Genomic DNA, 25,073 nt, shown 5'->3' with positions numbered 1-25,073 from the left:
CGCCCCGACCGCCCGCCCCGGCACCCCGGTGGCCTCCGGACGAACGGACGGGGGCCGGACGGCGTCATACTCCTCAGCGGCCCCGGCCCGTATCATGGTGCGGGTGACCAAGGTTGACCTGTCACCACGGCCGGTGGAGGCGATGTCTCCGCGTCAGCTCGAACGCCGCGAAAGCCTGATCGCGGCCGCGCTCGCCCTGGTGAACGAGATCGGCGTCGAGCGGATGCAGATGAAGCAAGTCTGCGAGCGGTCCGGAGTCGCCCTGGGGACGGCGTACCGCTACTTCTCCTCCAAGGACCACCTCCTGGCTGCGGCGATCGCCGAATGGCACCGCCTGCTGCTGGCCGACCTGGTGGCCGAGCTGCGCGGGCCCCGGGCCGGGCTGGGGGCCACCGACCGGGCGGTGCGGTTCGTCCGGGGCGGGATGCGGGCCTACCAGCGGCAGCCCGAACTCGCCCGGCTGCGGGTGGCCGTGGCCGCCTCCACCGACCCGTTCGCCAGCGAGGCCCTCCAAGGCATGGCCCGGGCCGACAGCACCGCCCTGCAAGCGGTGACGGCCGAGGTCCCGGCCTCCGCGAGCGACCTGGTGCGGCACATCGTCGCCCACTCCTGGCAGGGCGAGCTGACCGCGTGGGTGACCGGCCGCACCACCCTCGGCGACGCCCGGCGGCGGCTGGAGGACGTGGTGCGACTGGTACTGACCCCGTACGAGACGAGGTACCCGGCCCCGTACGAGGTCCACTCCACCGGCTGAGGACGCCCGCCGCCCGGGCGCGCGGTCCGCCGCGGACGCTCACGATCGCCGACCGCTACCCCGAGCGGGTCCGCTCGCTGCTGCTGCTCGCGGGCGTGACCGACGGCTCGGCGCGGCTGCGGACCACGGCCGAGCTGTTCATCGACCTGGCCGACCGGCCGGAGGACCTCGCCTCGCTGATGCTCGGCATCGTCTTCGGCCAGCCCTGGCTGGACGCCCTGTCCGCCGAGCAGTTCGCCCGGCTGCGGGAACAGCTCACGTCCCCGCAGCCGGACGGCTTCCGGCAGCAGTTCCGGCTGGTCGCCCGCGCCGACGTGCGCGCCGAGCTGGCCGCGGTCACCGTCCCCACCCTGGTCGTCAGCACCGCCCAGGACATGCTCGTCCAGCCGTCCCAGCACCGGCTGGCGGCCGAGCTCGTCCCCGGCGCGCGCCTGGTCCAACTCCCCAGCGGCCACCTGCCGATGGTCGAGGCACTGCCCGAACTGCGGGACGTGATGCTGGACTTCCTCAAGAGCTGAGCCCGCCGGGAACACCCCGGCAGACGGCCGCGTTGCCCGATCATGCGCATCGGAGAACTCGCACGTCTGACCGGAGTGTCCACCCGCCTGCTCCGCTACTACGAGGAGCAGGACCTGCTCCGGCCGGACCGCACCACGGCCGGCTACCGCGAGTACGACCAGGAGGACGCCGTACGGGTGTGGCAGATCCGCAGCCTGCTCGCGGCCGGTCTGAACACCCGGGTCATCGGCGACCTGCTGCCCTGCGTCACCGGCGCCACCCCCGTCCTGGAGCCCTGCCCGGAGCTGATCGCCACCCTGCGCGGCGAACTCGCCGACCTGGACGCCCGGATCGAGGAGCTCACCCGCAACCGCCGGGCGCTCTCCCGCTTCCTCGACACCACACACGACTCCGGCGCGCTGCGCGCGGCCTGACGGAACCCCGCCCGAGCCGCTGACCAGCGGATACGCCGCGGCCGGTGACGGGTGGGGCGTATGCGGCCAAACGACGTCCAACCCCCGTCCGGACTTCACCCGCGCGTACCGGGCGTTCACACCGCCCTGCGAACCTCCCTGTCATGAACGCCAACCCTCAGGCGCCCTACCAGGACCCGCGCTTTCCCCTGCCCCAGCGGCACCGCCGCCTCCTCGCCGTCACGGCCGTCCTCGCCTCCGTCGCCCTCGGCACCCTGGGCGTCGGCGCCACCGTGGAGACCGTCGAACACGGCCCCCTCACCAGCGCCTCCGCCAGCAAGTAGCACCCGCCCCACCCGGCACCGCGGTCCCCGTCCCGGACGCGGTGCTTCTCGCTGTCGCCCCACGGACCGTCGCCCCCGGGGAAGGACAACGCCCTCGCTACACCCGCCGCTCGGAACAAGGAGCCGCCGGGGCCGGGATCAGCGGGTCGGGGCGGGAGTGGCGGCCGGTGCCGGGGGCGGGCTGGAAGTCCGGGGCCGGAGCGTAGCGGGCGGCCGGGGGGCGCAGGCGCCAGGCCGGGGGCCGGGTGGGGTGGGGGGTGGGGACGATCAGGGCGAGACGGTGCAGCAGGTCGAGGGCGTCGCGCCGCAGGGCGGTGCGGTCGGCGAGGTAGCGGGCGGGCAGGCCGTACTCGTCCGCGATGTCGCCGAGGACGCCGTCTATCAACGCGTCCGGGATCGGGACGTCGCCGGCGACCGTCTCGCCGGGCAGCGGGCGGACCTCCTCGACCAGCCGCTCGACCAGCAGCAGGGCGGCCTGGGCGAGGGTGCCGGCGCCCGGGAGGGCGAGGTCGGTGAGTTCGGCGGCCGGGTCGAGCAGGGCGACGCCCTCGGCCCGCAGTTCGGTGTCCAGGCCGAGGAACTCGGCGATCGTCGCCGGGCCGCCGAGCCGGTGTTCGTCCAGCCAGGCGCGGTGGTCCTCGGGAAGGTCGGCGGCGAGGACGGCGGGCGTCTCGGCGAGCAGGCGGCGGACGGCGGTGGCGGGCTCGGCCTCGGCGGCGCGGCGGATCTGGTCGGCCGGGTCGTCGGCGAGGGCGGGCGGGCCGGCCGGGACGGCGCGGGCGAGTTCGCGGTCGACGGTCAGGACGAAGGAATCGTCGACGTCGGCCGGCAGCTCACCGAGCACCTGCCAGTCGGCGAGCGCGGCCAACGCCATGGCCAGGTCGGCCGGTTCGGCGGCGAGTTCGGGGGCGGCGGCCCGCATCGCGTCGAGCAGCCGCCGGTAGCCCAGCTCCTCCGGGGCGTCGACCAGCAGGGCCAGCGCGAGGGCGAGTTGGGCGTAGCCGCCCGGGGTGAACGGGACGCCGGTGACGGGGTGCTGAAGGCGGCGGGCGGCGCCGGGGCCGAGGCCGGCCTTGCAGAGCCGGGCGTGCCAGGGACCGACCACCAGGCGGTAGCCGAGCAGGGTGTCGAAGCGCTCGGTGAGCCAGTCGCGGTGGCGGCGGATCAGCGGGAAGCCGTCGGCGTGCGGGCCGGAGGCGGTGACCAGCGGATGGGCGAGCAACAGCCGGGCGGCGATCCGGCGTTCGGCGGCCGGGAGCTCCTCGCCGGTACGGTCCTGCGCCGGCACGGGGAGCGGCGCGACCCGAGCGGGCTCGGGCTTGCGGTGCCGACCCGGCCTGCCCGGCTTGGCGCCTGACCGGACGACGGGCAGCTCCGCGCCGTCCCGCCGGGCGCGACGCAGACCGCCATCGGGGCGGTCCTCGCGGGCGCGCAGGGAGGTGGCGAAGTGCGCGCTGGGGCCGTGCCACCAGCTCACGCCGGGGTCGGCGGCGGGCTCGGCGGCGGCGCCGAGGTGGCGGGCGGGGTAGAGGCCGAACGAGGCGGTGCAGAGGTCGTCGGCGGTGCCGGAGGTGGCGGCAGCGAACCAGTGGGCCAGCCGCAGCAGCCCCGGATCGGGCGAGAGCATCACGTCGGCGGCAGCGCCGGCCGCCACGTCGTCCGCCGAGCGCTCCGCCGTCTGCGCGTCGTCAGCGCCGCCTCCCGCGACCGCCGCAGGCACCCGGTCAGCGGGACCGGCTTGGCGTACGGCGAGGACGGCGGCGGCGGTTCCCCGTCCTGCCCCGCCCTTACGTCGGTCCGGCCGGTCGGCGGCCACTCGGGTGGCACCGACCGCGTAGTCCTGCTGATTCATGTCGAGGTCCAGACTAGACGGTGCCCGGGCCACCCGAGGGCAGCAACCGCTCTCCTGAGGAAGTCTCCGCAAGAGCCCTCGAAGCGGGCGCCCGCGCTCCGCCTGCCGACCGCCCGTCCTTGCGCGGCGCCCCACCCGGGTTACGCACCGGTAACCGACTCTTCCGCCAGGCCGTTCGACTCCCTTAGGGTCGGTCCGAACCAGCGAGCGAGTCATCGAGAGGTCTGTGCGCATGAGCGAGCGAATCATCAAGAGGCGCGCGTGGGCCGATGCCCCTGCCAAGCGCGGCGAGGTGGGCGCATGAGTATCCGCACCACCACCCGTGCCGGCCTCGGCGCGCGGCTGCGTTCGGCCACCGGCCTGCTGGGTGGCTTCGCGGCCACCTCGGCGGCCCACCTGGGCGCGATCGTGTCCGGCGCCTCGGTGCTCCAGAACGCCACCAAGCCGGCCCTGATGCCGCTGCTGGCCGCGCACAGCGTGACGGCGGCCCGGACGGCCGGGCGGCAGGTGCCGAAGCTGCTGGCGCCGGCGCTGCTGCTGAGCGCGGGCGGGGACGTGCTGCTCCAGCTGAAGAACGACACCGCGTTCCTCGCGGGCATGGGCTCGTTCGCGGCGGCGCACGTCTGCTACGTGACGATGTTCGTCAAGCGCGGCGCGCTCACCGACCGGCGCCGGGCCCTGGTGGTCGCGGCCGCGTACGCGACGGCCTGGGCGGCCCTGGTCGGCCGGCTCTGGCCGGACCTCGGGGACCTGCGGGTGCCGGTGGCCGGCTACAGCCTGCTGCTCGCCTCGACGGCCGTCACCTCGGCCGGGCTGGGCTGGCGGACCGGGCTGGGCGGGGGTCTGTTCCTGCTCTCCGACACCCTGATCGCCACCCAGTTGGCGAAGTGGCGGGAGCTGCCGGGCCATCAGTTCTGGATCATGGCGACCTATGTGCTGGCCCAGTTCCTGCTGGCCGACGGCACCCTCCGCCACCTGGCAGGCGAAGACGAAGAGCCGTACGGGGAACAGCCCGCCTGACACACCGCCGCGCCGCGGGTCCCGTCGGGTCCGGCGGCGCGGTGCAGGGGGGCGCGCAGTGGCACGCGGGGGCGGGGCCGTCAGGCACCGCGCCTCCGCAGCAGCCAGAAGCCGCCGACGCCGCCCGCGACCAGCGCGAGACCGCCGGCCAGCTCCGCCGGGTTCGTCGCGACCGAGCCGCCGAGGCCGGTCTGCACGGAGCCGTGGGGGCCGCCCTGCTGGCCGCCGGCGCCGGACTGCCCGAGCGAGCCGGCCCACTCCCCCGCGGCCTGGCCCCAGTCACCGAGGCCCTTGTCGGGGCCCTTGTCCGGACCCCTGTCGGGGTTGGTGGCGGCCACAGTGGTGACCGTGACGCTGGTGGAGAAGGCGCCGCCGTCCGGGCAGGTGCCGTCGACCTTGCTGTCCCCGGCGTGCTGGCCGGCCAGTCGGGCGGATCCGCTGTGCTTGCCGTCGGGGCCCAGGGTGAGGGTCGCCGGGCCGCCCTCGAACGCGGCGGAGTGGGCGGTGATGCTCTTGGCGTCGGGCTTGTCCGACTTCTCACAGGAGACCGTGACCGTCACGGTCTGGCCCGGTGCGGCCTTCGACGGGCTGACCGAGGCCGCGCCGTCCCTGGCGGATGCGAGGGGGGCCGTCAGGCCGGTCAACGCCGTCGCGCCGATCAGGGCGGCGGCGGCCGTACGCATGGGGCGCATGCCGGAACCTCCGGGATTCTCGGGCGCGGCCGGGGACTCCCATGTCCACTGGTCGATCAACCGCACCCGGTCATTCACCGACGGTAGGCACCCGCCCCACGCTCCGCCAGCGCTCACGGCCGTTCGGGTGACCGCCCGTCACGCAAAGTCACCCGAAGGCCGTCACCCGGAGGCTCGTTGGAAGGCTCACCGGGCGGCCGTCGCTCAGAGGTCGAGGTCCACCACGACCGGCGCGTGGTCCGAGGTGCCCTTGCCCTTGCGGGCCTCGCGGTCCACATAACTGTCGGTGACGGCGTCGGCGAAGGCCTTGTTGGCGTAGGTGAGGTCGATCCGCATGCCCCGGTTCTTGGGGAAGGCCAGCTGGCGGTAGTCCCAGTAGGTGTAGGGGCGGTCGTACTTGAGCGGGCGCGGCACCACGTCCTGGAGGCCGATCTCGCCGAGGGAGGTCAGCGCGGCGCGCTCGACCGGGGTGACGTGGGTGAGGCCCTCGAAGGCGGCGGTGTCGAAGACGTCCTCGTCGGTCGGGGCGATGTTGAAGTCCCCGAGGACGGCGAACGGGCGGGAGCCGGCGGCGTCCTCGGTGGCGGCCTTGCGCAGCGCCTCCAGCCACTCCAGCTTGTACTGGTAGTGCGCGTGGCCCACCTCGCGACCGTTGGGCACGTAGACCGACCAGACCCGGACCGGGCCGCAGGTGGCGGCGATCGCGCGGGGCTCGACCTCGGGCAGCAGGGCGCCGTCGGCGAGGAAGCCGGGCTGGCCGGGCAGACCGCGCTCGACGTCGTCCAGGCCGAGCCGGGAGACGATCGCGACGCCGTTCCAGCGGCCATTGCCGTGCGCGGCCGTCTCGTAGCCGAGCTCGCGCACCGCCTGGTACGGGAAGGCGTCGGCCGCGCACTTGAGCTCCTGGAGGCAGAGCACGTCGGGCTTGGCGCTCTCCAGCCACTCCAGGAGCTTGGGCAGCCGCGCGGTGACGGAGTTGATGTTCCAGGTGGCGATGCGGACGGTCACGGCGGGCGGCCTTCCCGGTGGTTCGGTGCGGACGGGCATGCGGACGGACGTGCGGACGGGGTGGGCCGCCCCCGCAGAAGGGAGGCCCACCCCGAACATACCGCCCGGCACCGACAGGCCGGCCCGGTCAGCGGGTGGGCCGGACCACCGCGGCCGAGCCGCCGCCGCGTCGCACCGGTTCCGCGGCGGCCACCCAGCGCCCGTCCGGCAGCCGCTCCACCCCGGTGGCGGCGCCGATCTCACCGCCGCTGGCGAAGCTGTGTCCGAGGCCCTCCAGCGCGGCCCGCTCGGGCAGCGCCAGGAAGGCGGGCTCGGCCTGGGTCGCGGCGGTGTTGCGCTGGCTGGCGCGCGGCGCGGCAATGGCCTGCTCCAGGCTCAGGCCCCGGTCGAGCCGCCCGAGCAGCACCTGGAGGGTGGTGGTGATGATGGTCGCGCCACCCGGGCTGCCGGTGGCGAGCAGCGGTTCGCCGTCGCGCAGCACGACCGTCGGGGACATCGAGGAGCGCGGCCGCTTGCCCGGTCCCGGCAGGTTGGGGTCGGGGACGCCCTGGGCGAGCGGGGCGAAGTCGAAGTCCGTCAGCTCGTTGTTGAGCAGGAAGCCCCGGCCCGGGACGGTGATGCCGCTGCCGCCGGTCTGCTCGATGGTGAGGGTGTAGGAGACGATGTTGCCCCAGCGGTCGGCGACCGTCAGGTGGGTGGTGTTGGGGCCCTCGTACGGCTCGGCGACGGCCTGGCCGGTGTCGGCGCAGCGGGCCGGGTGGCGCGGGTCGCCGGGGGCGAGCGGGCTGGTGAGCGCGTGGTCGGGGCTGATCAGGCAGGCCCGGGAGGCGGCGTAGCGCTCGGACAGCAGCTGCTTGGTGGGGACATCGCTGAAGGCCGGGTCGCCGACCCAGCGGTTGCGGTCGGCGAAGGAGATCCGGGAGGCCTCCAGGAAGTGGTGGTAGTACTGGGTGCTGCTGTAGGACGAGACGTCGCCGCCGTCCTCCAGGATGTTGAGCGCCTCGCCGACGGTGGTGCCGCCGGAGCTGGAGGGGGCCATCGCGTAGACGTCGTACGCGCCGTGGGAGACGTGGGTGGGGGCCTGGTCGCGGACCCGGTAGTCGGCGAGGTCGGTGGTGTCGACCTTGCCGGGGCGGGCGTTGCGGCCGGATGCCGGGTCGACCGGCGGGTGCTGCACGGTGTCGGCGATGTCCTTGGCCAACTCGCCTTGGTAGAAGGCCTTGACGCCATTCTGGGCGAGCAGCCGGTAGGTGGCGGCGAGGTCGGGGTTGCGCAGGACGCTGCCGGTCTCGGGGGGCTTGCCGCCGGGCAGGTAGAGCTTGGCGGTGGCCGGGAAGTCCTTGAACCGGGCGTAGTTGTCCGCGGTCTGGTTGCGGAAGGTGTCGTCCACCACGAAGCCCTGGTCGGCGATCCGCTCGGCGGGTTCGAGGCTCTGGGCGAGCGATCGGGTGCCCCACTGGCGCAGCGCGGCGTCCCAGGTGGCGGGGGTGCCGGGGACGCCGACGGACAGGCCGCTGGTGACGGCGTCGGCGAAGGCCAGCGGCTTGCCGTTCTCCAGGAACAGGCCGGTGTCGGCGGTGCGGCCGGCCGTCTCGCGGCCGTCGATGGTGTGCACCCGGCCGGTCGCGTGGTCGTAGTAGACGAAGTACCCGCCGCCGCCGATACCGGAGGAGTACGGCTCGGTGACCCCGAGGGCCGCGGCGGCGGCGACGGCCGCGTCCACCGCGTTGCCGCCGTTGCGCAGGACCTCGATCCCGGCGGCGGTGGCGTCGGCGTCGACGGTGGCCACCGCCCCGCCCCAGCCCACCGCCTCCGGCACCTTCGTCGGCGGGGCCGCGGCCCCGGCCGGCCCGACGCTGGACCAGACCAGTGCGGTGGTGAGTAACAGAGATGGCGCGAAACGGGTCAGAGCCCTCATCCAAGTCCTCCTGAGTCGACGTCAACTCATCAGTTGTTCCACAGGAGTCATCATCGGACAACCACACCGCGCGGCTACCAATGGGTAGTTGACTGAACGATGGGGTGTGGGGCGCGAGGTGCGGGGCGTGGGGGTGCGGCGCTGAAGCAGAACAGCCGACAGATTTCAGATAACAGAAGATGAAATCTGTTATCTGAAATCTGTCGGCTGTTAGCTGTTCGTTGTTCGCTGTTCGGTGTTCGGTGTTCGTCGTCAGCTGTCCGCCGACGGCCCTCCGCCGCTACAGCGCGCTGCGCTCCACCCGCCGCCGCTTGATGGTGCGGAAGCGCCGCGCCACCTGCCGGGCCAGGTCGGCCGCACCGACCAGACCCGCCTCGTTGCCGAGGGCCGCGTGCACGATGGTGGCCTCGGGACGGAAGCCGCGCCCGGTGAGGGTGCGGCGGAAGGTGTCCCGGGCCGGGCCGAGGAGCAGGTCGCCCGCCTCGGAGACCCCACCGCCGATGACGAAGCGGCCCGGGTCCAGCGCGGCGGCCAGGTTGGCGATGCCGACGCCGAGCCAGGTGCCGACCTCGTAGAGCAGCTCGGTGGCGGTCGGGTCGCCGTCCTGGGCGGCCTCGGTGACCAGCGGTCCGGTGATGCCCTCCACCGTGCCGCCCGCGCGGGCCAGCAGCGGCTGCACCACCGGGGACTCCTCGGCGACCAGCTCGCGGGCGTCGCGCACCAGCGCGTTGCCGGAGGAGTACTGCTCCCAGCAGCCGCGGTTGCCGCACGGGCAGCGGTGGCCGCCGGGCACCACCTGCATGTGCCCGAACTCGCCCGCCAGGCCGTACTTGCCGCGGTCCACGTAGCCGTCCCGGACCACAGCGCCACCGATGCCGGTGCCCAGGGTGAGCATCACCATGTGGTCCTCGCCGCGCCCGGCGCCGAAGCGCCACTCGGCCCAGGCGGCCGCGTTCGCGTCGTTCTCCACGATCACCGGGAACCGCAGCCGCTCGCTGAGCGCCTCCTGGAGCGGCTCGTTGCGCCAGTTGAGGTGCGGGGCGAACAGCACCCGGGAGCGGTCCGCGTCCACCCAGCCGGCCGCGCCGATGCCGACGGCGTGGACGTCGTGCCGGTCGGCGAGCTGGAGCACCAGGTCGACGATGACGTCCTCGACCACCGTGGGGCTCTTGCTCTTGTGCGGGGTGTCGGTGCGCAGCTTCTCCAGCACCTTGCCCTCGCCGTCCACCACCCCGGCGACCACCTTGGTGCCGCCGATGTCGACGCCGATGGTGGGCAGCCGCAGTATCCCCGCGGGCAGGGCTCGGCGACGGCGCTCGGCGCGCGGGCCGAGGCCAAGCAGCGTGGGCAGGACGGGCGGCCGGGTGCTGCCTTGGGAGCCGTTCACGGCTGCGGACGCTCCTCACGGGGATCGAAGTCACGGGGATCGGAGTCACGGGGATCGGAGTCAGTGGAACCGGTGTCGCCGGCGCCGGACGGCCCGGACACCGTGGGCCGGGCCAGCTCGTGCGAGAGCTCGGCGAGGTCGGAGCCGCCGGCCATCTCGGTGGTGAGCTCCTCCAGGCTGATCTCGGCCCGCGGGTGGCTGCCCGCCATCCGCCCCCGCTTGAGCAGGGTGAAGTGGTCGCCGACCAGGTAGGCGTGGTGCGGGTTGTGGGTGATCAGCACGACCCCGAGCCCGGCGTCGCGGGCGGCGGTGACGTACTTGAGCACCACCCCGGACTGCTTGACGCCGAGCGCGGCGGTGGGCTCGTCCAGGATCAGCACCTTGGCGCCGAAGTGCACCGCGCGGGCGATCGCCACGCACTGGCGCTGCCCGCCGGAGAGGGTGCCGATCGGCCGGTCGACGTCGTACAGGTCGATGCCCATCTTGGCGAGCGCCTCGCGGGTGGTGGCGCGCATGCCCTCGGCGTCCAACCGCAGGCCGCCCCAGCGGCGCATGCCCTGCTCGGAGCCGAGGAAGAAGTTGCGCCAGACCGGCATCAGCGGGACGACCGCGAGGTCCTGGTAGACGGTGGCGATGCCGCGGTCCAGGGCCTGGCGCGGGGAGGCGAGGCGGACCTCCTCGCCGTCCACCGTGTAGCGGCCCTCGTCGTGCTGGTGCAGCCCCGCGATGATCTTGATCAGGGTGGACTTGCCGGCCCCGTTGTCGCCGAGCACGCAGCTGATCTCGCCGGCCCGCAGGGTCAGCGAGACGTCCTGGAGCGCCCGTACGGTGCCGTAGCTCTTGCCGACGCCGTCCAGGGAGAGCAGCTCGGCGCCCACCGGAACGTCCGTGCTCATCGAAACGTCCATGCTCATGCGCCCACCTCGCGCCGCTCGGCAGGGGCATTCGCCCGTACGTGCCTCTTCATGAGTCGCTCGCTTCGCTCGCTCATCGCGGCCCCCGCTCGGCCCGGCGCTTGACGTAGGCGTTCAGCAGCGCGGCCAGCAGCAGCATCGCGCCGAGGAAGAACTTGAACCAGTCCGGGTTCCACTGGGCGTAGATGATCCCCTTGCTCACCATGCCGAAGATCAGCGCGCCGAGCGCCGAGCCGACCACCGAGCCGTAGCCGCCGGTGATCAGGCAGCCGCCGATGACCGCCGCGACGATGTAGATCAGCTCGTTGCCGACGCCCTCGCCGGACTGCACGGTGTTGAAGGAGAACAGCAGGTGCTGGCCGAGCACCCAGGCGCCGAAGCCGACGCCCAGGTAGAGCACGGTCTTGGTCCGGGCGACCGGCACGCCGACCGCGCGGGCCGCGTCCGCGTCGCCGCCGACGGCGAAGATCCAGTTGCCGAAGCGGGTGCGCAGCAGCACCCAGCTGCCGACCAGGAGCAGGCCGAGCCACCACCAGACGGTGGCCTTGATCGCCAGCCCGCCGATGTTCACCTCGGAGGCGAACAGCCAGCGGCAGGCGGCGAAGCCCTGCATGTCGGCGATCGACTTGGTGGAGACCGTCCCGGAGATCGCCTTGGTGACGCCCAGGTTGGCGCCGGTCAGCATCAGGAAGGTGCCGAGCGTGACGATGAAGCTGGGCAGCTTGGTGCGCCCGAGCATCCAGCCGTTGAACCAGCCGATGGCCAGCGTGGTCGCCAGCGAGACCAGCACGCCGACCCAGGTCACCGCGGTGAACTGGTACGAGACCATCGAGGAGGTCAGCGCGGCGGTGGTGACCAGCACACCGGCCGAGAGGTCGAACTCGCCGCCGATCATCAGCAGCGAGACCGGCACCGCCATGATCCCGATGGTGGAGGCCGCGTACAGCACGGTGCCCAGCGAGGAGACCCGCAGGAAGGGCTCGGCGACGACGGCGAAGACCACGAAGACCGCGATGGCGGCGATCAGCGAGCCCAGCTCGGGGCGGGCGAGGAGCCGCCGCAGGGCCGCCGGGCGCCCGTCGACGAGGCCGTCCTGGGCGAGGAGGTCGGGGGTGCTCACCGGGTCCCCCTCGCGACGTACTCGGCGAGCGCGTCGGCGTTGTCCTTGGTCAGGATCTGCGGTCCGGTCTCGACGGGGCGGCCGCCGCCGAGCATGTTCAGGTTGAACTTGTACAGCCAGAGCAGGTCGACGCCGGTGTAGCCCTGGAGGTAGGGCTGCTGGTCGACGGCGAAGCCGACACTGCCGGACTTCAGCCCGGCCACCACCTGGGTGCCCAGGTCGAAGGTGTCCAGCTCGACACTGCGGTGGGCGTCCTGGACGGCCTGGAGGCCGGTGGCGGCCAGCGGGCCGGAGAGGGTGAGCACGGTGTCGATGGCCGGGTCGGCCTGGAGCTTGGCGGAGATCGCGGCGCGGGCGTCGGGCATGTCGACGCCGTTGACGTAGAGCACCTGGAAGCCGCCGCCGGCCTTGGACTGGGCGCCGGAGCAGCGCTGCTCCTGGCCGACGTTGCCCTGCTCGTGAATCACGCAGAGGACGTTCTTGCGGCCGCGCGAGGCCAGCTCGGCGCCGGCCGCCTGGCCGGCGGTGGACTCGTCCTGGCCGACGTGGGTGAGCGCGCCGAACTTCTGCGAGTACTCCTGTCCGGAGTTGATGGTGATCACGGGGATGCCGGCGGCCTTGGCCTTGCCGAGGACATCGGCCATGGCGTCGCCCTTGGCGAGGGTGACCAGCAGGCCGTCGACCTTCTGGTCGATGGCGGCCTGGACGAGCTGGACCTGGTTCTGGGTCTGCGCGTCGTTGGAGTACAGGAAGGTGATGTTGTCCTTGGCGGCGGCCTGCTCGGCGCCCTTGCGCACAGTGTCCCAGAAGGCGTCGCCGGCGCCGGCGTGGGTCACCATGGCGACCTTCCAGCGCGGGGTGGTGACGGCGCTGCCGCCGGTGGCCGCGGCCTTGGCGCGGGCCTCCTCGGCGCGTCTGCCTCCGGTACTGCTGCAACCGGCCGCGGTGACCGCGACGGCCAGGACGGCGCAGACGGGCCAGAAGCGGCGGGACGGGCGAAAGCGGGTGATGCTCATCCCCATAGTCTCCCTGCCCGGGCCTGGCGGGATCGCACCGCCTCGCCCGGCAGGGCGATCGGCCTGGGAGGTAAGGTGCCCCAGGGGACCCTTCCTGGCAGTTCGCTGGAGATCCGGTCAGGACCACGTGTGTCCGGATGGCAGACTTAGCGCCGATCCGAAGGAGGTTCATCACGAGAAAGTGATGTTCCTCTCAGGTTCCGCACAGTTTCGGACGGCAACCGATCACCGGTTCACCACGTCTGATGCCATTGACGTGCGTTCGGGCGAGTGGGGCCCGGGCGGCGTGCGATCCGGATACGAGAACTCGATGCAACTGACAGGTACGCCGTTCTTCCTCCTCACCGTCATCCTCGTGCCGGTGTCCATCGCGGTGGCGTTGCTGTTCTGGGGCAAGGTCGGCGGCCCGAAGCCGGTTCGCTACCTCACCCGCATCGTCATGATCATGTTCTGCCAGGTCACGGCCGTGCTGATGGTCTTCGTGATGGTCAACAACGCCAACCTGATCTACGGCAACTGGGACGACCTGCTCGGCACCGGCGACCACGTCCGGGCGGTGCCCGTGGTGGCGCCGGTCGACCCGGCCGCCACCCCGGGCCAGAGCGGTGACGCCGCCAAGGAGCCGCCGAAGGTCAAGCAGAGCTTCGGCGGCGTGAACGACCCGCTGGTCCCGAACGACGTGCAGAAGACCGAGCTCAAGGGCCAGGTGTCCGGCGTCGACGGCGAGGTGCTGGTCTGGCTGCCGCCGCAGTACAACGACCCGGCGTTCAAGGACAAGAAGTTCCCCGTGGTCGAGCTGATCCCGGGCTTCCCCGGCTCCTCCTCCACCTGGTACGGCACCCTCAAGGTCTCCGAGCAGCTCAAGCCGCTGATGCAGCAGGGCAAGGTCGCCCCGTTCATCCTGGTCTCGCCCCGCACGAAGCTGCTCAACCAGGACGCGGGCTGCACCGACATCCCCGGCAAGGTCAACGCCGACGCCTGGGTCAGCCGTGACGTCCCGCAGATGGTGCTGGACAACTTCCGCGCCGACCCGTCGCCGGACCGCTGGGCGATCGCCGGCTACTCGGCCGGCGCGCACTGCGCGGCCAAGCTGTCGCTGGCCCACCCCAACCGCTACCGGGCCGCCATCGCGATGTCCGGCTACAACGACCCGATCCAGGAGCAGGACTCGCTGGTCGCCAAGGACCCGAAGCTGCGCGAGGCCAGCAACCCGCTCAACATCCTCAAGGCCGCCCCGCAGCCGCCGAAGGTCGCCCTGCTGGTCAGCGGCTCCAAGGGAGACGGCTACGAGGACGGCGAGGCGCTCCGCGCCGCGGCCAAGGCCCCGACCACCGTCCAGGTGGAGGAGGGCACCGGCCCGCACACCACCGAGCAGTGGAAGAAGATGGTCCCGAGCGCCTTCCAGTGGCTGACCTCGGTCATCCCGGCGCAGTAACGGCTCACCGGACACGGAAGGGGCCCGCCGCGAAGCGATCGCGGCGGGCCCCTTCCGCATTCCGACGCGCGGGCCGTCAGGCCAGTTCCAACGCCAGGTAGAAGTCCACCCGGTCCTCCAGCCGGGAGAGGTCACGCCCGGTCAGCTCCTCGATCCGGCCGATCCGGTACCGCAGGGTGTTCACGTGGACGTGCAGCTGGGCGGCGCAGCGGGTCCAGGAGCCGTCCGAGCGCAGGAAGGCCTCCAGGGTGCGGACCAGGTCCGCCTGGTGCTCGGTGTCGTACGCGATCACCTTGTCCAGCAGCCGGCCGCGGAAGGCGCGGCGCACCTCGTCCGGGACGGCGGCCAGCAGCAGTACGTGCGAGGCGAGTTCCTCGGGGCCCGCGACGCACACCCGGCCGGGCCGGGAGGCGGCGATCCGGCGGGCGTGCCGGGACTCCTCCAGCGCGCCGCGCAGGCCGCCCGCCTCGGCGGCGGGAGCGGAGACGCCGAGGGTGATCCGGCTCTCCGGGCCCAGCCCCGCCTCCAGCGGGGCGAGCAGGTCGCGCAGGGTGTCGGCGGGCACCGGACCGGCCGGGGCGGGCAGCACCACCACGGCGCCGGTGCCCGTCCCGGCGACCAGGGCACGGTCGGTGGTGCCGCCGAGCACCTCCTCCAGGACGGCCCGTACGGTGCCCTCGGGCAGGCCGCCGCCCTCGGCGCTGAGCACCAGCCAAGAACCCTGCTCCGCCGGGGACTTGGAGCCGGGGCCCGGGTAGCGGGCGGCCATCGCCGAGGAGGCGTACAGGGTGCGGCCGATCTCCGCCGGGTCGGCGTCGCGGCGCAGCAGGGCGAGCAGTTCGTCGGCGAGCCCGCGGCGCAGCCGGCGGCCCTCGTCGCGGCGGTGGCGCTCGGCGGCGACCAGCCGGGCCAGGTTCTCGGCGAGCTGCTGGCGCTTGGTGGTCCACTCGGTGACGTCGCCGGCCACCGCGAGCACCCAGTCGGCCAGCGGCGAACCGGCCTGCGGTGTGTCGTGCGCGGCCCGCGGCGGGGTGTCGTGCGGGGCCTCGTGCCCGGCGGAGGCCGGGGCGGGCAGGAGCGAGTAGGAGCCGGCGGCCAGCTTGACCCGGTGCGGGGGGCGGCGGCGCTGGCGCTGGGCGGTGAGGTGGGCGCGCACCAGCTGGTCGCGGTCCTGGGCGGAGAGCCGGTCGGCGGGGCCGGCGATCACCGCGCCGGTCGGGGCGAGCACCCAGCAGTCCAGGTCGAGGTCGCCGCCGAGCAGGTCCAGCACGGCGTCCAGTCCCCCGCCGCCGGCCGCCGAGACCAGCATCCGGTGCCGGTCGACCAGGGCGGCGAGGTCGGCGGCGCGGTCCGCGGAGACCTGGCGGCCGATGAACTCGGTGACGGTGCCGAAGGCGATGTCGTCGGGGACGGCGAGCAGCGGCATCCGGTGCCGGCGGCAGGCTTCGACCAGGTCCTCGGGCACCGGGCCGACCTCGGCCTCGCCGGCCGCCAGGGCCACCGCCCCGCCGGCCGCGAGGGTGCGCACGAAGCGCTCGGAGTCGGCCGGGACGGTACGCCAGAGCATGCCGGTGAGCACCAGTTCGCCCCCGTGCAGGTAGCGGCCCGGGTCCTGGAGGTCCGTGGTCATCACGCCGCTGATCTGCCGGTCCAGCTCTTCCTCGGCCGCGAGCAGGCGCAGTCGCGGGGCGCCGGGGGCGAGCAGATCACGGACACGCATCCGCGGACTCCTTAACGGGGCTTGGGGGGAGGGATGAAGGGGTAACGATAGGGCCTGGCCGGACGGAGTACGCCCGGCCCGTAGCCCGCGCACCACGGCCGGATCTACGGTCGTAGGTAGCACCCGGCGGACACCTGGGCTGCGGGACTCTCCTCCTTAGAGGAACGTACAGGATGCCGGGTCGGCTCACAGCCGGGGCTTCATGCCATCGGTGACTGCCAGTGGGGCGCGTCACAGCGGTTCACTGGCGAAACGACCGGCGGCACGACCGGCGGCACGCCGCCGGGCAGCGGCGTGAAGCGGCGGCGTGAAGCCGGCGACGTGAAGCCGGCGACGTGTACGGCGACGACGCGAAGGAGACACCCGGATGGAGTTCCTCCGGCCCGCCACCTGGGGCGAGGCGCTCGCGGCGAAGGCCGAGCACCCGAGCGCGCTGCCCATCGCGGGCGGCACGGACGTCATGGTCGAGCTGAACTTCGACGTGCACCGGCCGTCCGCGATCCTCGACCTGAACCGGGTCGCCGAACTCGCCGAATGGTCGCAGGACGGCGGTGTGGTGCGGCTCGGCGCCGCCGTCCCGTACGCCCGGATCATCGCGGAGCTGTCCGGCCCGCTGCCCGGTCTGGCGCTGGCCTCCCGCACCGTCGGCTCACCGCAGATCCGCAACCGCGGCAGCGTCGGCGGCAACCTCGGTGCGGCCTCCCCGGCCGGCGACGCGCACCCGGCGCTGCTGGCCGCCGGGCGGGACGTGTGCGTGGAGGCGGCCTCGGTGCGCGGCACCAGGCTGATCCCGATCGACGACTTCTACACCGGGGTGAAGCGCAACAGTCTGGCGGCCGACGAGCTGATCCGGGCCGTGCGCGTCCCGGTGGCGGACGGGCCGCAGCAGTTCTCCAAGATCGGCACCCGCAACGCCATGGTGATCGCGGTCTGCGCGTTCGGTTTCGCCCTGCACCCGGGGAGCGGGACCGTCGGCACCGGCATCGGGTCGGCCGCCCCGACGCCCCGGCGCGCCGTCGAGGCCGAGGAGTACCTGCGGGGCGTGCTCGCCGAGCGCGGCCTGTGGGAGTCCGGCGAGGCGCTGGGCACCGAGGTCGTCCAGCGCTTCGGCGAGCTGGTGAAGGCCGCGGCCTCGCCGATCGACGACGTCCGGGGCACCGCCGAATACCGGCGGCACGCGCTCGCCGTGCTGGCCCGCCGCACCCTCGCCTGGACCTGGAACGACTACGGCAAGCAGATCAGGAGCGCGGCATGAGGGTCACGTTCACCGCCAACGGCAAGCCGGTCGAGGCCGACGACGTGTGGGAGGGCGAGAGCCTGCTGTACGTGCTGCGCGAGCGGATCGGCCTGCCGGGTTCGAAGAACGCCTGCGAGCAGGGCGAGTGCGGTTCCTGCACCGTCTACCTGGACGGCGTCCCGGTCTGCGCCTGCCTGGTCGCGGCCGGCCAGGCGCAGGACCGCGAGGTGCGCACGGTCGAGGGCCTGAGCGGGCCGGACGGTGAACTCGGCGTCGTCCAGCAGGCGTTCGTCGACGCCGGCGCCGTCCAGTGCGGCTTCTGCACGCCCGGCCTGCTGGTGCAGACGGACGCGCTGCTGGCGAGCGACCCGCGGCCGAGCGACGAGGACATCCGCGAGGCGCTGTCCGGCAACCTGTGCCGCTGCACCGGCTACGAGAAGATCATGGACGCGGTGCGGCTGGCCTCGGCCCGCCGGTCCGCGGGGGCGGAGGATTCGGAGTGAACGCTCGGGCCATCCAGGGCCAGAAGAACCTCCAGAAGATCAACCAGGCGTCCGAGGACGGCGTCGGCGGCTCGCCGCTGCGCCCGGACGGCAACCTGAAGGTCCGGGGCGAGTTCGCCTACTCCTCCGACCTGTGGCACGAGGACATGCTCTGGGGCATGGCGCTGCGCTCGCCGCACCCCCGGGCCGACATCCTCTCGGTGGACGTCTCCGAGGCGCTGAAGGTGCCCGGGGTGTACGCGGTGCTGACGCACGAGGACATCCCCGGCACCAAGTACTACGGCCTGGAGATCCAGGACCAGCCGGCCCTGGCCATCGACAAGGTCCGCTACCAGGGGGAGCCGATCGCGCTGGTCGCCGCCGACCACCCGGAGACGGCCCGCCGCGCGGTGGAGCGGATCGCGGTCGAGTACCGGGTGCTCACCCCGATCGTCACCGAGGAGCAGTGCCTCGACCCGGGGACGTACGGCTATGTGCACGAGCCGCACGAGTACAAGTCCCATGGGCACGGCAACATCTGCCACGAGCAGCGGCTGGTCTCCGGCCGCGGCGTGAGTGACGAGGTGCGGGCGCTGGCGGACGTCGTGGTCAGCGGCGACTACGAGGTCGGCATGCAGGACCAGGCCTTCCTTGGCCCGGAGTCCGGCCTCGCGGTGCCCGCCGAGGACGGCGGCGTCGACCTCTACATCGCCACCCAGTGGCTGCACGCCGACCGCCGGCAGATGGCGCCGGTGCTCGGCCTGCCGGAGGAGAAGGTCCGGCTCACCCTGGCCGGTGTCGGCGGCGCGTTCGGCGGCCGCGAGGACCTGTCGATGCAGATCCACGCCTGCCTGCTGGCCCTGCGCACCGGCCGGCCGGTCAAGATCGTCTACTCCCGGGACGAGTCCTTCTTCGGCCATGTGCACCGCCACCCGGCGCGGATGCACTACGAGCACGGCGCCACCCGGGACGGCAAGCTGGTCTTCGCCGACTGCCGGATCGTGCTGGACGGCGGCGCCTACGCCTCCACCACCCCCGCCGTGGTCGGCAACGCGGCCTCGCTCGGGATGGGCCCGTACGTGATCCCGAACGTGCGGATGCACGCCGTCGGGCTGTACAGCAACAACCCGTCCTGCGGGGCGATGCGCGGCTTCGGCGCGGTGCAGGCGGCGTTCGGCTACGAGTCGCAGATGGACCGGCTGGCCACCGAACTCGGCCTGGACCCGGTGGAGTTGAGGCAGCTCAACGCCGTCGCCCAGGGCGACTTCATGCCCACCGGACAGCGGATCGACGCGCCCGCACCGGTGGCCGAACTGCTGCGCCGGGCCAAGGAGATGCCGCTGCCGCCGCCGCTGGACACCGAGCACCCGGACCCGCGCCGGCTGCCCGGCGCGCTGTCCAACACCTCGCACGGCGAGGGGATCGTCCGCGGCGTCGGCTACTCGGTCGGCATCAAGAACGTCGGCTTCTCCGAGGGCTTCGACGACTACTCCACCGCCCGGGTGCGGCTGGAGGCGATCGGCGGCGAGCCGGTCGCCCTGGTGCACACCGCGGCGGCCGAGGTCGGCCAGGGCGGCGTCACCGTGCACGCCCAGATCGCCCGCACCGAGCTGGGCGTCGAGCAGGTCACCATCCAGCCGGCCGACACCGCGGTGGGGTCGGCCGGTTCGACCTCCGCCTCGCGCCAGACGTACATGACCGGCGGCGCGGTGAAGCTGGCCGCCGAGGCGGTGCGCCGGGCCCTGCTCGACAAGGGACGCCGGCGCTACGGCTGGACCCACGACGACCTGGCGCTGGCCGGCGGCAAGGTGGTCTCGGCCGGGGCCGGCGTGCTGGTCTCCATCGTCGACCTGCTCGGCGACGAGGCCGTCGAGTCCACCCGCGAGTACCGCCACCGGCCCACCGAGCCCTTCGACAAGGAGACCGGCCAGGGCTTCGGCCACGTCCAGTACTCCTTCTGCGCCAACCGCGCGGTGGTGGACGTGGACGTGGAGCTGGGCCTGGTCAAGGTGGTCGAGCTGTCCGCCGTCCAGGACGTCGGCAGGGCGCTCAACCCGCTCTCCGTGGTCGGCCAGATCCAGGGCGGCTGCACCCAGGCGCTGGGCCTCGCGGTGATGGAGGAGATCATCCTGCGGGACGGGAAGGTCCGCAACGCCTCCTTCACCGACTACCTGATCCCCACCATCCTGGACACCCCACCGATCCCGGTGGAACTGCTCGAACTGCCCGACCCCAACGCCCCGTACGGGCTGCGCGGGGTCGGCGAGGCGCCGACCGTCTCGGCGACGCCGTCCATCGTGGCCGCCATCCGCGACGCCACCGGGCTGGCGCTCCACCGGATCCCGGTCCGGCCGGAGCACCTGACCACCGAACGGCCGGGCTGAGCCCGGGAGTCGATCTTCTCGCGCGCGACGTCGTTGTCCGGGACCGTTTCCCGGACAACGGCGTTTCCGGTGAGGCAGTGTTTCCGGTACGACGTTTCCGGCACGACGCTTCCCGTACGGCGACGTTTCCCGTACGGCGGTGTCTGCCGCTACTGTCGAAACCGTGTAAGGAGCCTTCCCCCATGCAGGACATCGCCGAGCAGCTACGGGCCTGGCACGCGTCCGGGCGTTCCTTCGCCGTGGCCACCGTGGTCGGCGTCCTCGGCAGCGCGCCGCGCGACCCGGGGGCGGCGCTGGCCGTGGACGCGGACGGCGAGGCCGTCGGCAGCGTCTCCGGCGGGTGCGTCGAAGGGGCGGTGTACGAGCTGTGCCGGGCCGCGATCGCGAGCGGTGAGCCCGTGCTGGAGCGCTTCGGGTACAGCGACGAGGACGCCTTCGCGGTGGGGCTGACCTGCGGCGGCGTCCTGGACGTCTTCGTCCAGCCGGTGGTGCCGGGGGCCGACGCCGGGCTGGACGCCGCCATCGCGCACGCCGCCGCCGGCACGCCGGTGGCGCTGGTCCGGGTGATCGCCGGGCCGGGCGCCCTGGACGGCGCCACCCTGGCGGTCACCGCGTCCGGCACCGTCGGCGCGCTCTCGCCCGCCCCGTCGACGGTCGGCGCGCTGGAGCGGGCACTGGTCGCCGAGGCCCGGGCGATGCTGGAGGCCGGACGCACCGGCCGGCTCGTACTCGGCCTGGACGGGAGCCCCTGCGACGAGCGGCGGCAGGGCACCGTCACCTGCTTCGTCGAGTCGTACGTGCCCGCGCCGCGGATGCTGGTGTTCGGGGCGATCGACTTCGCCGCCGCGGTGGTGCGGATCGGCAAGTTCCTGGGCTACCGGGTGACCGTCTGCGACGCCCGACCGGTCTTCGCCACCGCCCGTCGCTTCCCCGAGGCCGACGAGGTGGTGGTCGACTGGCCGCACCGCTACCTGGACTCCCAGCTCGGCCGGATCGACGGGCGCACCGTGCTGTGCGTGCTCACCCACGACGCCAAGTTCGACATCCCCCTGCTGGAACGCGCGCTGCGGCTGCCGGTCGGCTACGTCGGCGCGATGGGATCGCGCCGCACCGACCGGGACCGCGTGGCGCGGCTGCGCGAGGCCGGACTCACCGAGGCCGAGCTGGCCCGGCTGCGCTCCCCGATCGGCCTGGACCTCGGCTCCCGCACCCCGGAGGAGACGGCGGTCTCGGTCGCCGCCGAGATCATCGCCCACCGGCGCGGCGGCAGCTGCCTGCCGCTGAGCGCCTCGGACGGGCCGATCCACCACGACGGGGCGCATCCGCTGGCGGGGGCGGGGGCGGGGGCTGAAGGCTCTGCGACGTCCCGTACCCACGCGGCCTGAGCCGGGGCGCTGGTCAGGGGCCTGGTCAGGGGCCTGGTCAGGGCGCTGGTCAGGGCGCTGGTCAGGGCGTCAGTCGGTCAGCGCCAGCTTCAGGCCGAAGCCCACCACGACCGTGCCGGTCACCCGGTCCATCAGCCGCCGGGCGGCCGGCCGGCGCAGCCAGCCGCGCAGCACCTGGGCGAAGCCCACCAGGACGGTCGACCAGAGCATGCCCTCGATGACGTGGACGCAGGTCAGCGCCACACCGGCGGCGAAGTGCGGGGCGCCGGCCGGGATGAACTGCGGCAGCACGGCCACGTAGAAGACCCCGACCTTGGGGTTCAGCAGATTGGTCAGCGTGCCCCGCCGCCAGCCGTGCGCGAACCCGCCCTCCTCCGGCTCCTCCTCGGCCGCCGCCCGGCCGCCCCGGTCGCGCAGCATCCCGATGCCCATCCACACCAGGTACGCCGCGCCCGCCCAGCGCAGGACGTCGTACGCCAGCTGCGAGGCGGTCAGCAGCGCCGTGACCCCGGCCGAGGTCAGCGTCCCCCAGATCAGCGTCCCGGTCTGGATTCCCAGCACGACCCCCCACGCCTGGCTCCGCCGCCCCATCGCCGAGGTGCGCAGCACCAGCGCGGTGTCGAGTCCGGGCGTGAGCGTGAGCAGGCCCACGACGAGGGCGAAGGACCACAGGGCCGTTGTCATCTCCATGGGCCTCGATGCTCTCACAGCTCCGGACGGCCACCGTCGGGCGGCCGTCCGGAGCGGGCGGGACCCGCCCGCGGGAAGCCGGTCAGGTGACGTTGAGGCGGGCGGCGAGGCGCAGGAGGCCGGGGCTGAGACGGGAGAGGAAGCGGGCGGCCTTGGCCTCGGGGGTGACGGGGACGACGGACTTGCCGGTGCGGGCCGCGGTGACGATCGCGGTGGCGACCTTCTCCGGGGGGAAGCCGCGGCGGGCGTAGAGCTTGGCGGCGCGGGCCTGCTTGGCGGCCTGCTCGGTGGCCGTGGTGGCGGAGAAGGTGGAAGTGCGGGTGATGTTGGTGTTGACGATGCCGGGGCAGATGGTGGAGACGCCGATGCCGTGGGAGACGAACTCGGCGCGCAGGCAGTCGGAGAGCATGAACACCGCGGCCTTGCTGGTGGCGTAGGCGGTGAGCGCCTTGGAGGGCAGGTAGGCGGCGGCCGAGGAGACGTTGACGATGTGGCCGCCCTGGCCGCGGTCGGCCATCAGGGTGCCGAAGGCGCGGCAGCCGTGGATCACGCCCCAGAGGTTGACGTCCAGGACCCGCTGCCACTCCTTCTCGGTGGTCTGGAGGAACGTCCCGGAGTGGCCGATGCCCGCGTTGTTGACCATGACGTCGGGCACCCCGTGCTCGGCGGCGACACTCTGCGCGAAGGCGTCCACCGCGGCGCCGTCGGAGACGTCCACCCGGTAGGCGTGCGCCTTCGGGCCGATCAGCGAGGCGAGTTCGGCGGTGCGCTCGGCGGCCGCGAGGTCGAGGTCGCAGACCACCACCCGGGCGCCCTCCTCGGCGAAGGCGAGCGCGGTGGCCCGTCCGATGCCGCTGCCGCCGCCGGTGACCACGACCAGTCGGCCGTCGCCCTCGACCTGTCGGCCCTGCCCTTCGTCGACGCGGGCGGTGAACTCGCGGACCATCCCGGCCACAGTGGCTCCCTTCTCCAGCAGCGCCGACCAGTGGCCGGCGTGCAACGTCCTACGGGTCAGCTTGGGCGCCCAACGTTCCAGCCCCTCGGAGAGGAAGGCGCCGACGTACCGGTCCCGGGTGAGGGTGACCAGCTGGACCGGCACCTCGGTCGGCCGCTCGCGCGGACTGCTCAGCGCGGGCCGGAAGTTGGCCCGGTACAGCTCGATGCCGCGGACCGCGTCGCGGCGCAGGCTGGGCTGCGGGTGGTCGGCGCGCGGGGTGACGTGCTCCAGATCGCGCAGCACCCGCGGCCAGGCCCGGGCGAGGCCGAGGCGCCAGACGCCGGGGGCGAGGAAGGGCAGGTGGAAGGCGGTGATGTACCAGGAGTGCAGGCCCTGGTGCAGCAGTTGGCGCAGGTGGCGCGGGGTGGGACGGCGCAGCCGGTGGCGCAGCCAGTAGCCCATGTGGTCCAGGCTGGGGCCGGACAGGGTGGTGTACGAGGCGATCCGGCGTTCGGCGCCGGGTGCGGTGACGGCCTCCCAGGACTGGATCGAGCCCCAGTCGTGGGCGAGCAGGTGCACCGGACGGTCCGGGCTGACGGCGTCGGCGACGGCGAACAGGTCCTCGGCGAGGTGCTCCAGGCGGTAGCCGTCCCGGGTGGCCGGGACGCCGGACTCGCCGGCGCCGCGCACGTCGTAGCGCACCACGTGGTGGTCGCGGGCGAGGTCGGCGGCGATGTCGTCCCAGACGGCGTGGGTGTCGGGGTAGCCGTGCACGAGGAGGACGGTGGGGGCGGCCGGGTCGCCCTGCTCGAAGACGGCGAGCGGCAGGCCCCCGGACAGGACGATCCGGCGGCGGACCGGGAGCTGCGGCGTGCTCTTGCGGGCGCTCGCCTGGGCGTTCTTCTGGGCGCTCTTCGTCGGGAACGTCATCGGGTGGCCTCCAGGGTGGTCGGCTCGGCGGCGGTCGGCTGGCCGGCGGCCGGCTCGACGGCGGCCGGCTCGACGGCGGGCGTGGCGGAGGTGGCGGCGGTCCAGCGGCGGACGTGCGGCAGGTCGTCGTCGAGCCAGTACGCGTCGTCCTCGGTGACCACCAGCAGTTCCTCGAACTTGATGCCCACGCCCCGGAAGCCGATGTGCGGCTCGACCGCCCACAGGCCCGGCGTGGGGGCGTGCCGGGACGAGCGGCCATCCGCCCAGAGCGGCGAACGGCCGTGCATCCGCTCGGAGACGAGCTCGCGGCCGAGGGTCTGGAGGGTGCGCACGCCGAAGCCGAACACGTTCACCCCCGCCGGGCCGCGCGCCGTGTTGCGGGTGACCTGGTGACCGATCACCCGGCCCGGGTAGACCTGGTGGCGGTTGTCGTAGCCGTGCGCGGCGATCTGCGCGTCCACCGCGGCATACACCTCGGCGAGCGGCTTGCGGGCCCGCACCTCGTCGAGGATCAGTTGGCGGTAGACCTTCAGGTCGGCGGCCAGCCGGTCCCAGACCCGGTTCTCGCCGACCTTGCCGCCGTAGCCGATGTCGGCCGTGTAGCCGTCCACCACGGGCGCGCAGTCCAGCACGAACGGCATGCCCTCCTCCAGGCGGCGGTTGCCGGCGAAGAACTGGAGCGGGGTGTGGAAGTGCCGGAACGCCGTCCGGTCACCGAACCAGGCGAAGGGGACGTGGAAGAAGTCCTGCACCCCGGCGGCGACCAGGCGGCGCCGCAGCTCGGCCGTGGCCTGCCGCTCGGTGACGCCGGGTTCGATCCAGGCGGCGACCTGCTCGGCGCAGTGGTAGGCGAGCTGCTGGGTCTCGCGGAAGCGGGCGAGGTCGTGCTCGGTGTAGCGGAAGGCTGGGGTCGCTGGCGCCATGGCAGGGGCTCCTT

Annotated in this window: 22 protein-coding genes; 10 read left to right on the top strand and 12 right to left on the bottom strand. The window is 73.6% G+C overall.

All coding sequences use genetic code 11. The annotated features are described in order from the left end of the window. Positions 1-103 precede the first annotated feature (103 nt). From QWJ13_RS15755 to QWJ13_RS15740, 4 genes are all read left to right on the top strand, one after another. The gene (locus QWJ13_RS15755) at positions 104-754 is read left to right on the top strand and encodes a TetR/AcrR family transcriptional regulator (protein WP_316524999.1); all 651 of its coding nucleotides are present in this window, start codon (positions 104-106) and stop codon (positions 752-754) included. A 95-nt stretch (positions 755-849) separates the two neighbouring features. Beyond that, positions 850-1,272, top strand: coding sequence for an alpha/beta fold hydrolase (locus QWJ13_RS15750; protein ID WP_316524997.1), 423 nt, complete (start codon positions 850-852; stop codon positions 1,270-1,272). Positions 1,273-1,314: 42 nt separating this feature from the next. Beyond that, entirely contained in the window at positions 1,315-1,686 is a 372-nt protein-coding gene (locus tag QWJ13_RS15745) for a MerR family transcriptional regulator (RefSeq protein WP_316524995.1), read from the top strand. Positions 1,687-1,829: 143 nt separating this feature from the next. Then, positions 1,830-2,009 (top strand): hypothetical protein, encoded by a 180-nt coding sequence (locus QWJ13_RS15740; protein ID WP_316524993.1) that lies wholly within the window; start codon positions 1,830-1,832, stop codon positions 2,007-2,009. A gap of 97 nt (positions 2,010-2,106) precedes the next feature. On the opposite strand, the gene QWJ13_RS15735 is transcribed toward QWJ13_RS15740, so the two are convergent. Further along, positions 2,107-3,861 carry a DUF2398 family protein gene (locus tag QWJ13_RS15735; RefSeq protein WP_316524990.1) on the bottom strand — a complete coding sequence of 585 codons (1,755 nt, stop codon included), beginning with the start codon at positions 3,859-3,861 and terminating at the stop codon, positions 2,107-2,109. A gap of 300 nt (positions 3,862-4,161) precedes the next feature. On the opposite strand from QWJ13_RS15735, the gene QWJ13_RS15730 reads away from it, so the two are divergent. After that, positions 4,162-4,881 (top strand): lysoplasmalogenase, encoded by a 720-nt coding sequence (locus QWJ13_RS15730; protein ID WP_316524989.1) that lies wholly within the window; start codon positions 4,162-4,164, stop codon positions 4,879-4,881. A gap of 80 nt (positions 4,882-4,961) precedes the next feature. On the opposite strand, the gene QWJ13_RS15725 is transcribed toward QWJ13_RS15730, so the two are convergent. The 7 genes from QWJ13_RS15725 to QWJ13_RS15695 form a co-directional block, all read right to left on the bottom strand. Further along, the gene (locus tag QWJ13_RS15725) at positions 4,962-5,573 is read right to left on the bottom strand and encodes a hypothetical protein (protein ID WP_316524987.1); all 612 of its coding nucleotides are present in this window, start codon (positions 5,571-5,573) and stop codon (positions 4,962-4,964) included. A 204-nt stretch (positions 5,574-5,777) separates the two neighbouring features. Further along, positions 5,778-6,620, bottom strand: coding sequence for an exodeoxyribonuclease III (locus QWJ13_RS15720; protein ID WP_316524985.1), 843 nt, complete (start codon positions 6,618-6,620; stop codon positions 5,778-5,780). An 88-nt stretch (positions 6,621-6,708) separates the two neighbouring features. Beyond that, positions 6,709-8,499: a gamma-glutamyltransferase gene (gene ggt, locus QWJ13_RS15715; RefSeq protein WP_316524983.1), complete on the bottom strand. Its 1,791-nt coding sequence runs from the start codon at positions 8,497-8,499 to the stop codon at positions 6,709-6,711. Between the two features lie 280 nt (positions 8,500-8,779). Beyond that, positions 8,780-9,886: an ROK family glucokinase gene (locus QWJ13_RS15710; protein ID WP_432277514.1), complete on the bottom strand. Its 1,107-nt coding sequence runs from the start codon at positions 9,884-9,886 to the stop codon at positions 8,780-8,782. Next, entirely contained in the window at positions 9,883-10,794 is a 912-nt protein-coding gene (locus QWJ13_RS15705; RefSeq protein ID WP_316525215.1) for an ATP-binding cassette domain-containing protein, read from the bottom strand. Before QWJ13_RS15705 ends, QWJ13_RS15710 begins: the two co-directional genes overlap by 4 nt. A gap of 79 nt (positions 10,795-10,873) precedes the next feature. Beyond that, entirely contained in the window at positions 10,874-11,920 is a 1,047-nt protein-coding gene (locus tag QWJ13_RS15700) for an ABC transporter permease (protein WP_316524981.1), read from the bottom strand. Then, complete coding sequence (locus QWJ13_RS15695; protein WP_489753396.1) at positions 11,917-12,930, bottom strand: sugar ABC transporter substrate-binding protein; 1,014 nt, start codon at positions 12,928-12,930, stop codon at positions 11,917-11,919. The genes QWJ13_RS15700 and QWJ13_RS15695 overlap by 4 nt, the downstream gene beginning before the upstream one ends. Positions 12,931-13,246: 316 nt before the next feature. Between QWJ13_RS15695 and QWJ13_RS15690 the strand changes: the two genes are divergently transcribed. Further along, on the top strand, positions 13,247-14,371 hold the full coding sequence (locus QWJ13_RS15690; protein ID WP_316524977.1) for an alpha/beta hydrolase: 1,125 nt from the start codon (positions 13,247-13,249) through the stop codon (positions 14,369-14,371). A 76-nt stretch (positions 14,372-14,447) separates the two neighbouring features. On the opposite strand, the gene QWJ13_RS15685 is transcribed toward QWJ13_RS15690, so the two are convergent. Continuing rightward, complete coding sequence (locus QWJ13_RS15685) at positions 14,448-16,091, bottom strand: PucR family transcriptional regulator (protein WP_316524975.1); 1,644 nt, start codon at positions 16,089-16,091, stop codon at positions 14,448-14,450. A 367-nt stretch (positions 16,092-16,458) separates the two neighbouring features. On the opposite strand from QWJ13_RS15685, the gene QWJ13_RS15680 reads away from it, so the two are divergent. The 4 genes from QWJ13_RS15680 to QWJ13_RS15665 all read left to right on the top strand — a co-directional run bounded on the left by QWJ13_RS15680 (position 16,459) and on the right by QWJ13_RS15665 (position 21,579). Beyond that, on the top strand, positions 16,459-17,346 hold the full coding sequence (locus tag QWJ13_RS15680; RefSeq protein WP_316524974.1) for an FAD binding domain-containing protein: 888 nt from the start codon (positions 16,459-16,461) through the stop codon (positions 17,344-17,346). After that, positions 17,343-17,831, top strand: a complete 489-nt coding sequence (locus tag QWJ13_RS15675; protein WP_316524972.1) for a (2Fe-2S)-binding protein — start codon at positions 17,343-17,345, stop codon at positions 17,829-17,831. The genes QWJ13_RS15680 and QWJ13_RS15675 overlap by 4 nt, the downstream gene beginning before the upstream one ends. An 11-nt stretch (positions 17,832-17,842) precedes the next feature. Beyond that, entirely contained in the window at positions 17,843-20,194 is a 2,352-nt protein-coding gene (gene pucD, locus QWJ13_RS15670) for a xanthine dehydrogenase subunit D (protein WP_316525214.1), read from the top strand. Positions 20,195-20,376: 182 nt separating this feature from the next. Beyond that, a complete protein-coding gene (locus tag QWJ13_RS15665; RefSeq protein WP_316524970.1) occupies positions 20,377-21,579 on the top strand; it encodes an XdhC family protein in 1,203 nt (400 codons plus the stop codon). A 69-nt stretch (positions 21,580-21,648) separates the two neighbouring features. On the opposite strand, the gene QWJ13_RS15660 is transcribed toward QWJ13_RS15665, so the two are convergent. From QWJ13_RS15660 to QWJ13_RS15650, 3 genes are all read right to left on the bottom strand, one after another. Further along, positions 21,649-22,269 (bottom strand): LysE family translocator, encoded by a 621-nt coding sequence (locus QWJ13_RS15660; RefSeq protein ID WP_316524969.1) that lies wholly within the window; start codon positions 22,267-22,269, stop codon positions 21,649-21,651. A gap of 82 nt (positions 22,270-22,351) precedes the next feature. After that, positions 22,352-24,136 (bottom strand): SDR family oxidoreductase, encoded by a 1,785-nt coding sequence (locus QWJ13_RS15655; RefSeq protein WP_316524967.1) that lies wholly within the window; start codon positions 24,134-24,136, stop codon positions 22,352-22,354. Continuing rightward, positions 24,133-25,059: a M24 family metallopeptidase gene (locus QWJ13_RS15650; RefSeq protein WP_316524964.1), complete on the bottom strand. Its 927-nt coding sequence runs from the start codon at positions 25,057-25,059 to the stop codon at positions 24,133-24,135. The genes QWJ13_RS15655 and QWJ13_RS15650 overlap by 4 nt, the downstream gene beginning before the upstream one ends. Positions 25,060-25,073 lie beyond the last annotated feature (14 nt).

The sequence above is a fragment of the Kitasatospora brasiliensis genome, assembly GCF_032654805.1.
Classification (GTDB): Bacteria; Actinomycetota; Actinomycetes; order Streptomycetales; family Streptomycetaceae; genus Kitasatospora; species Kitasatospora brasiliensis.
The sequence above is the reverse complement of the archived record's forward strand: the minus strand, read 5'-3'. Positions and strand labels throughout refer to the sequence as shown.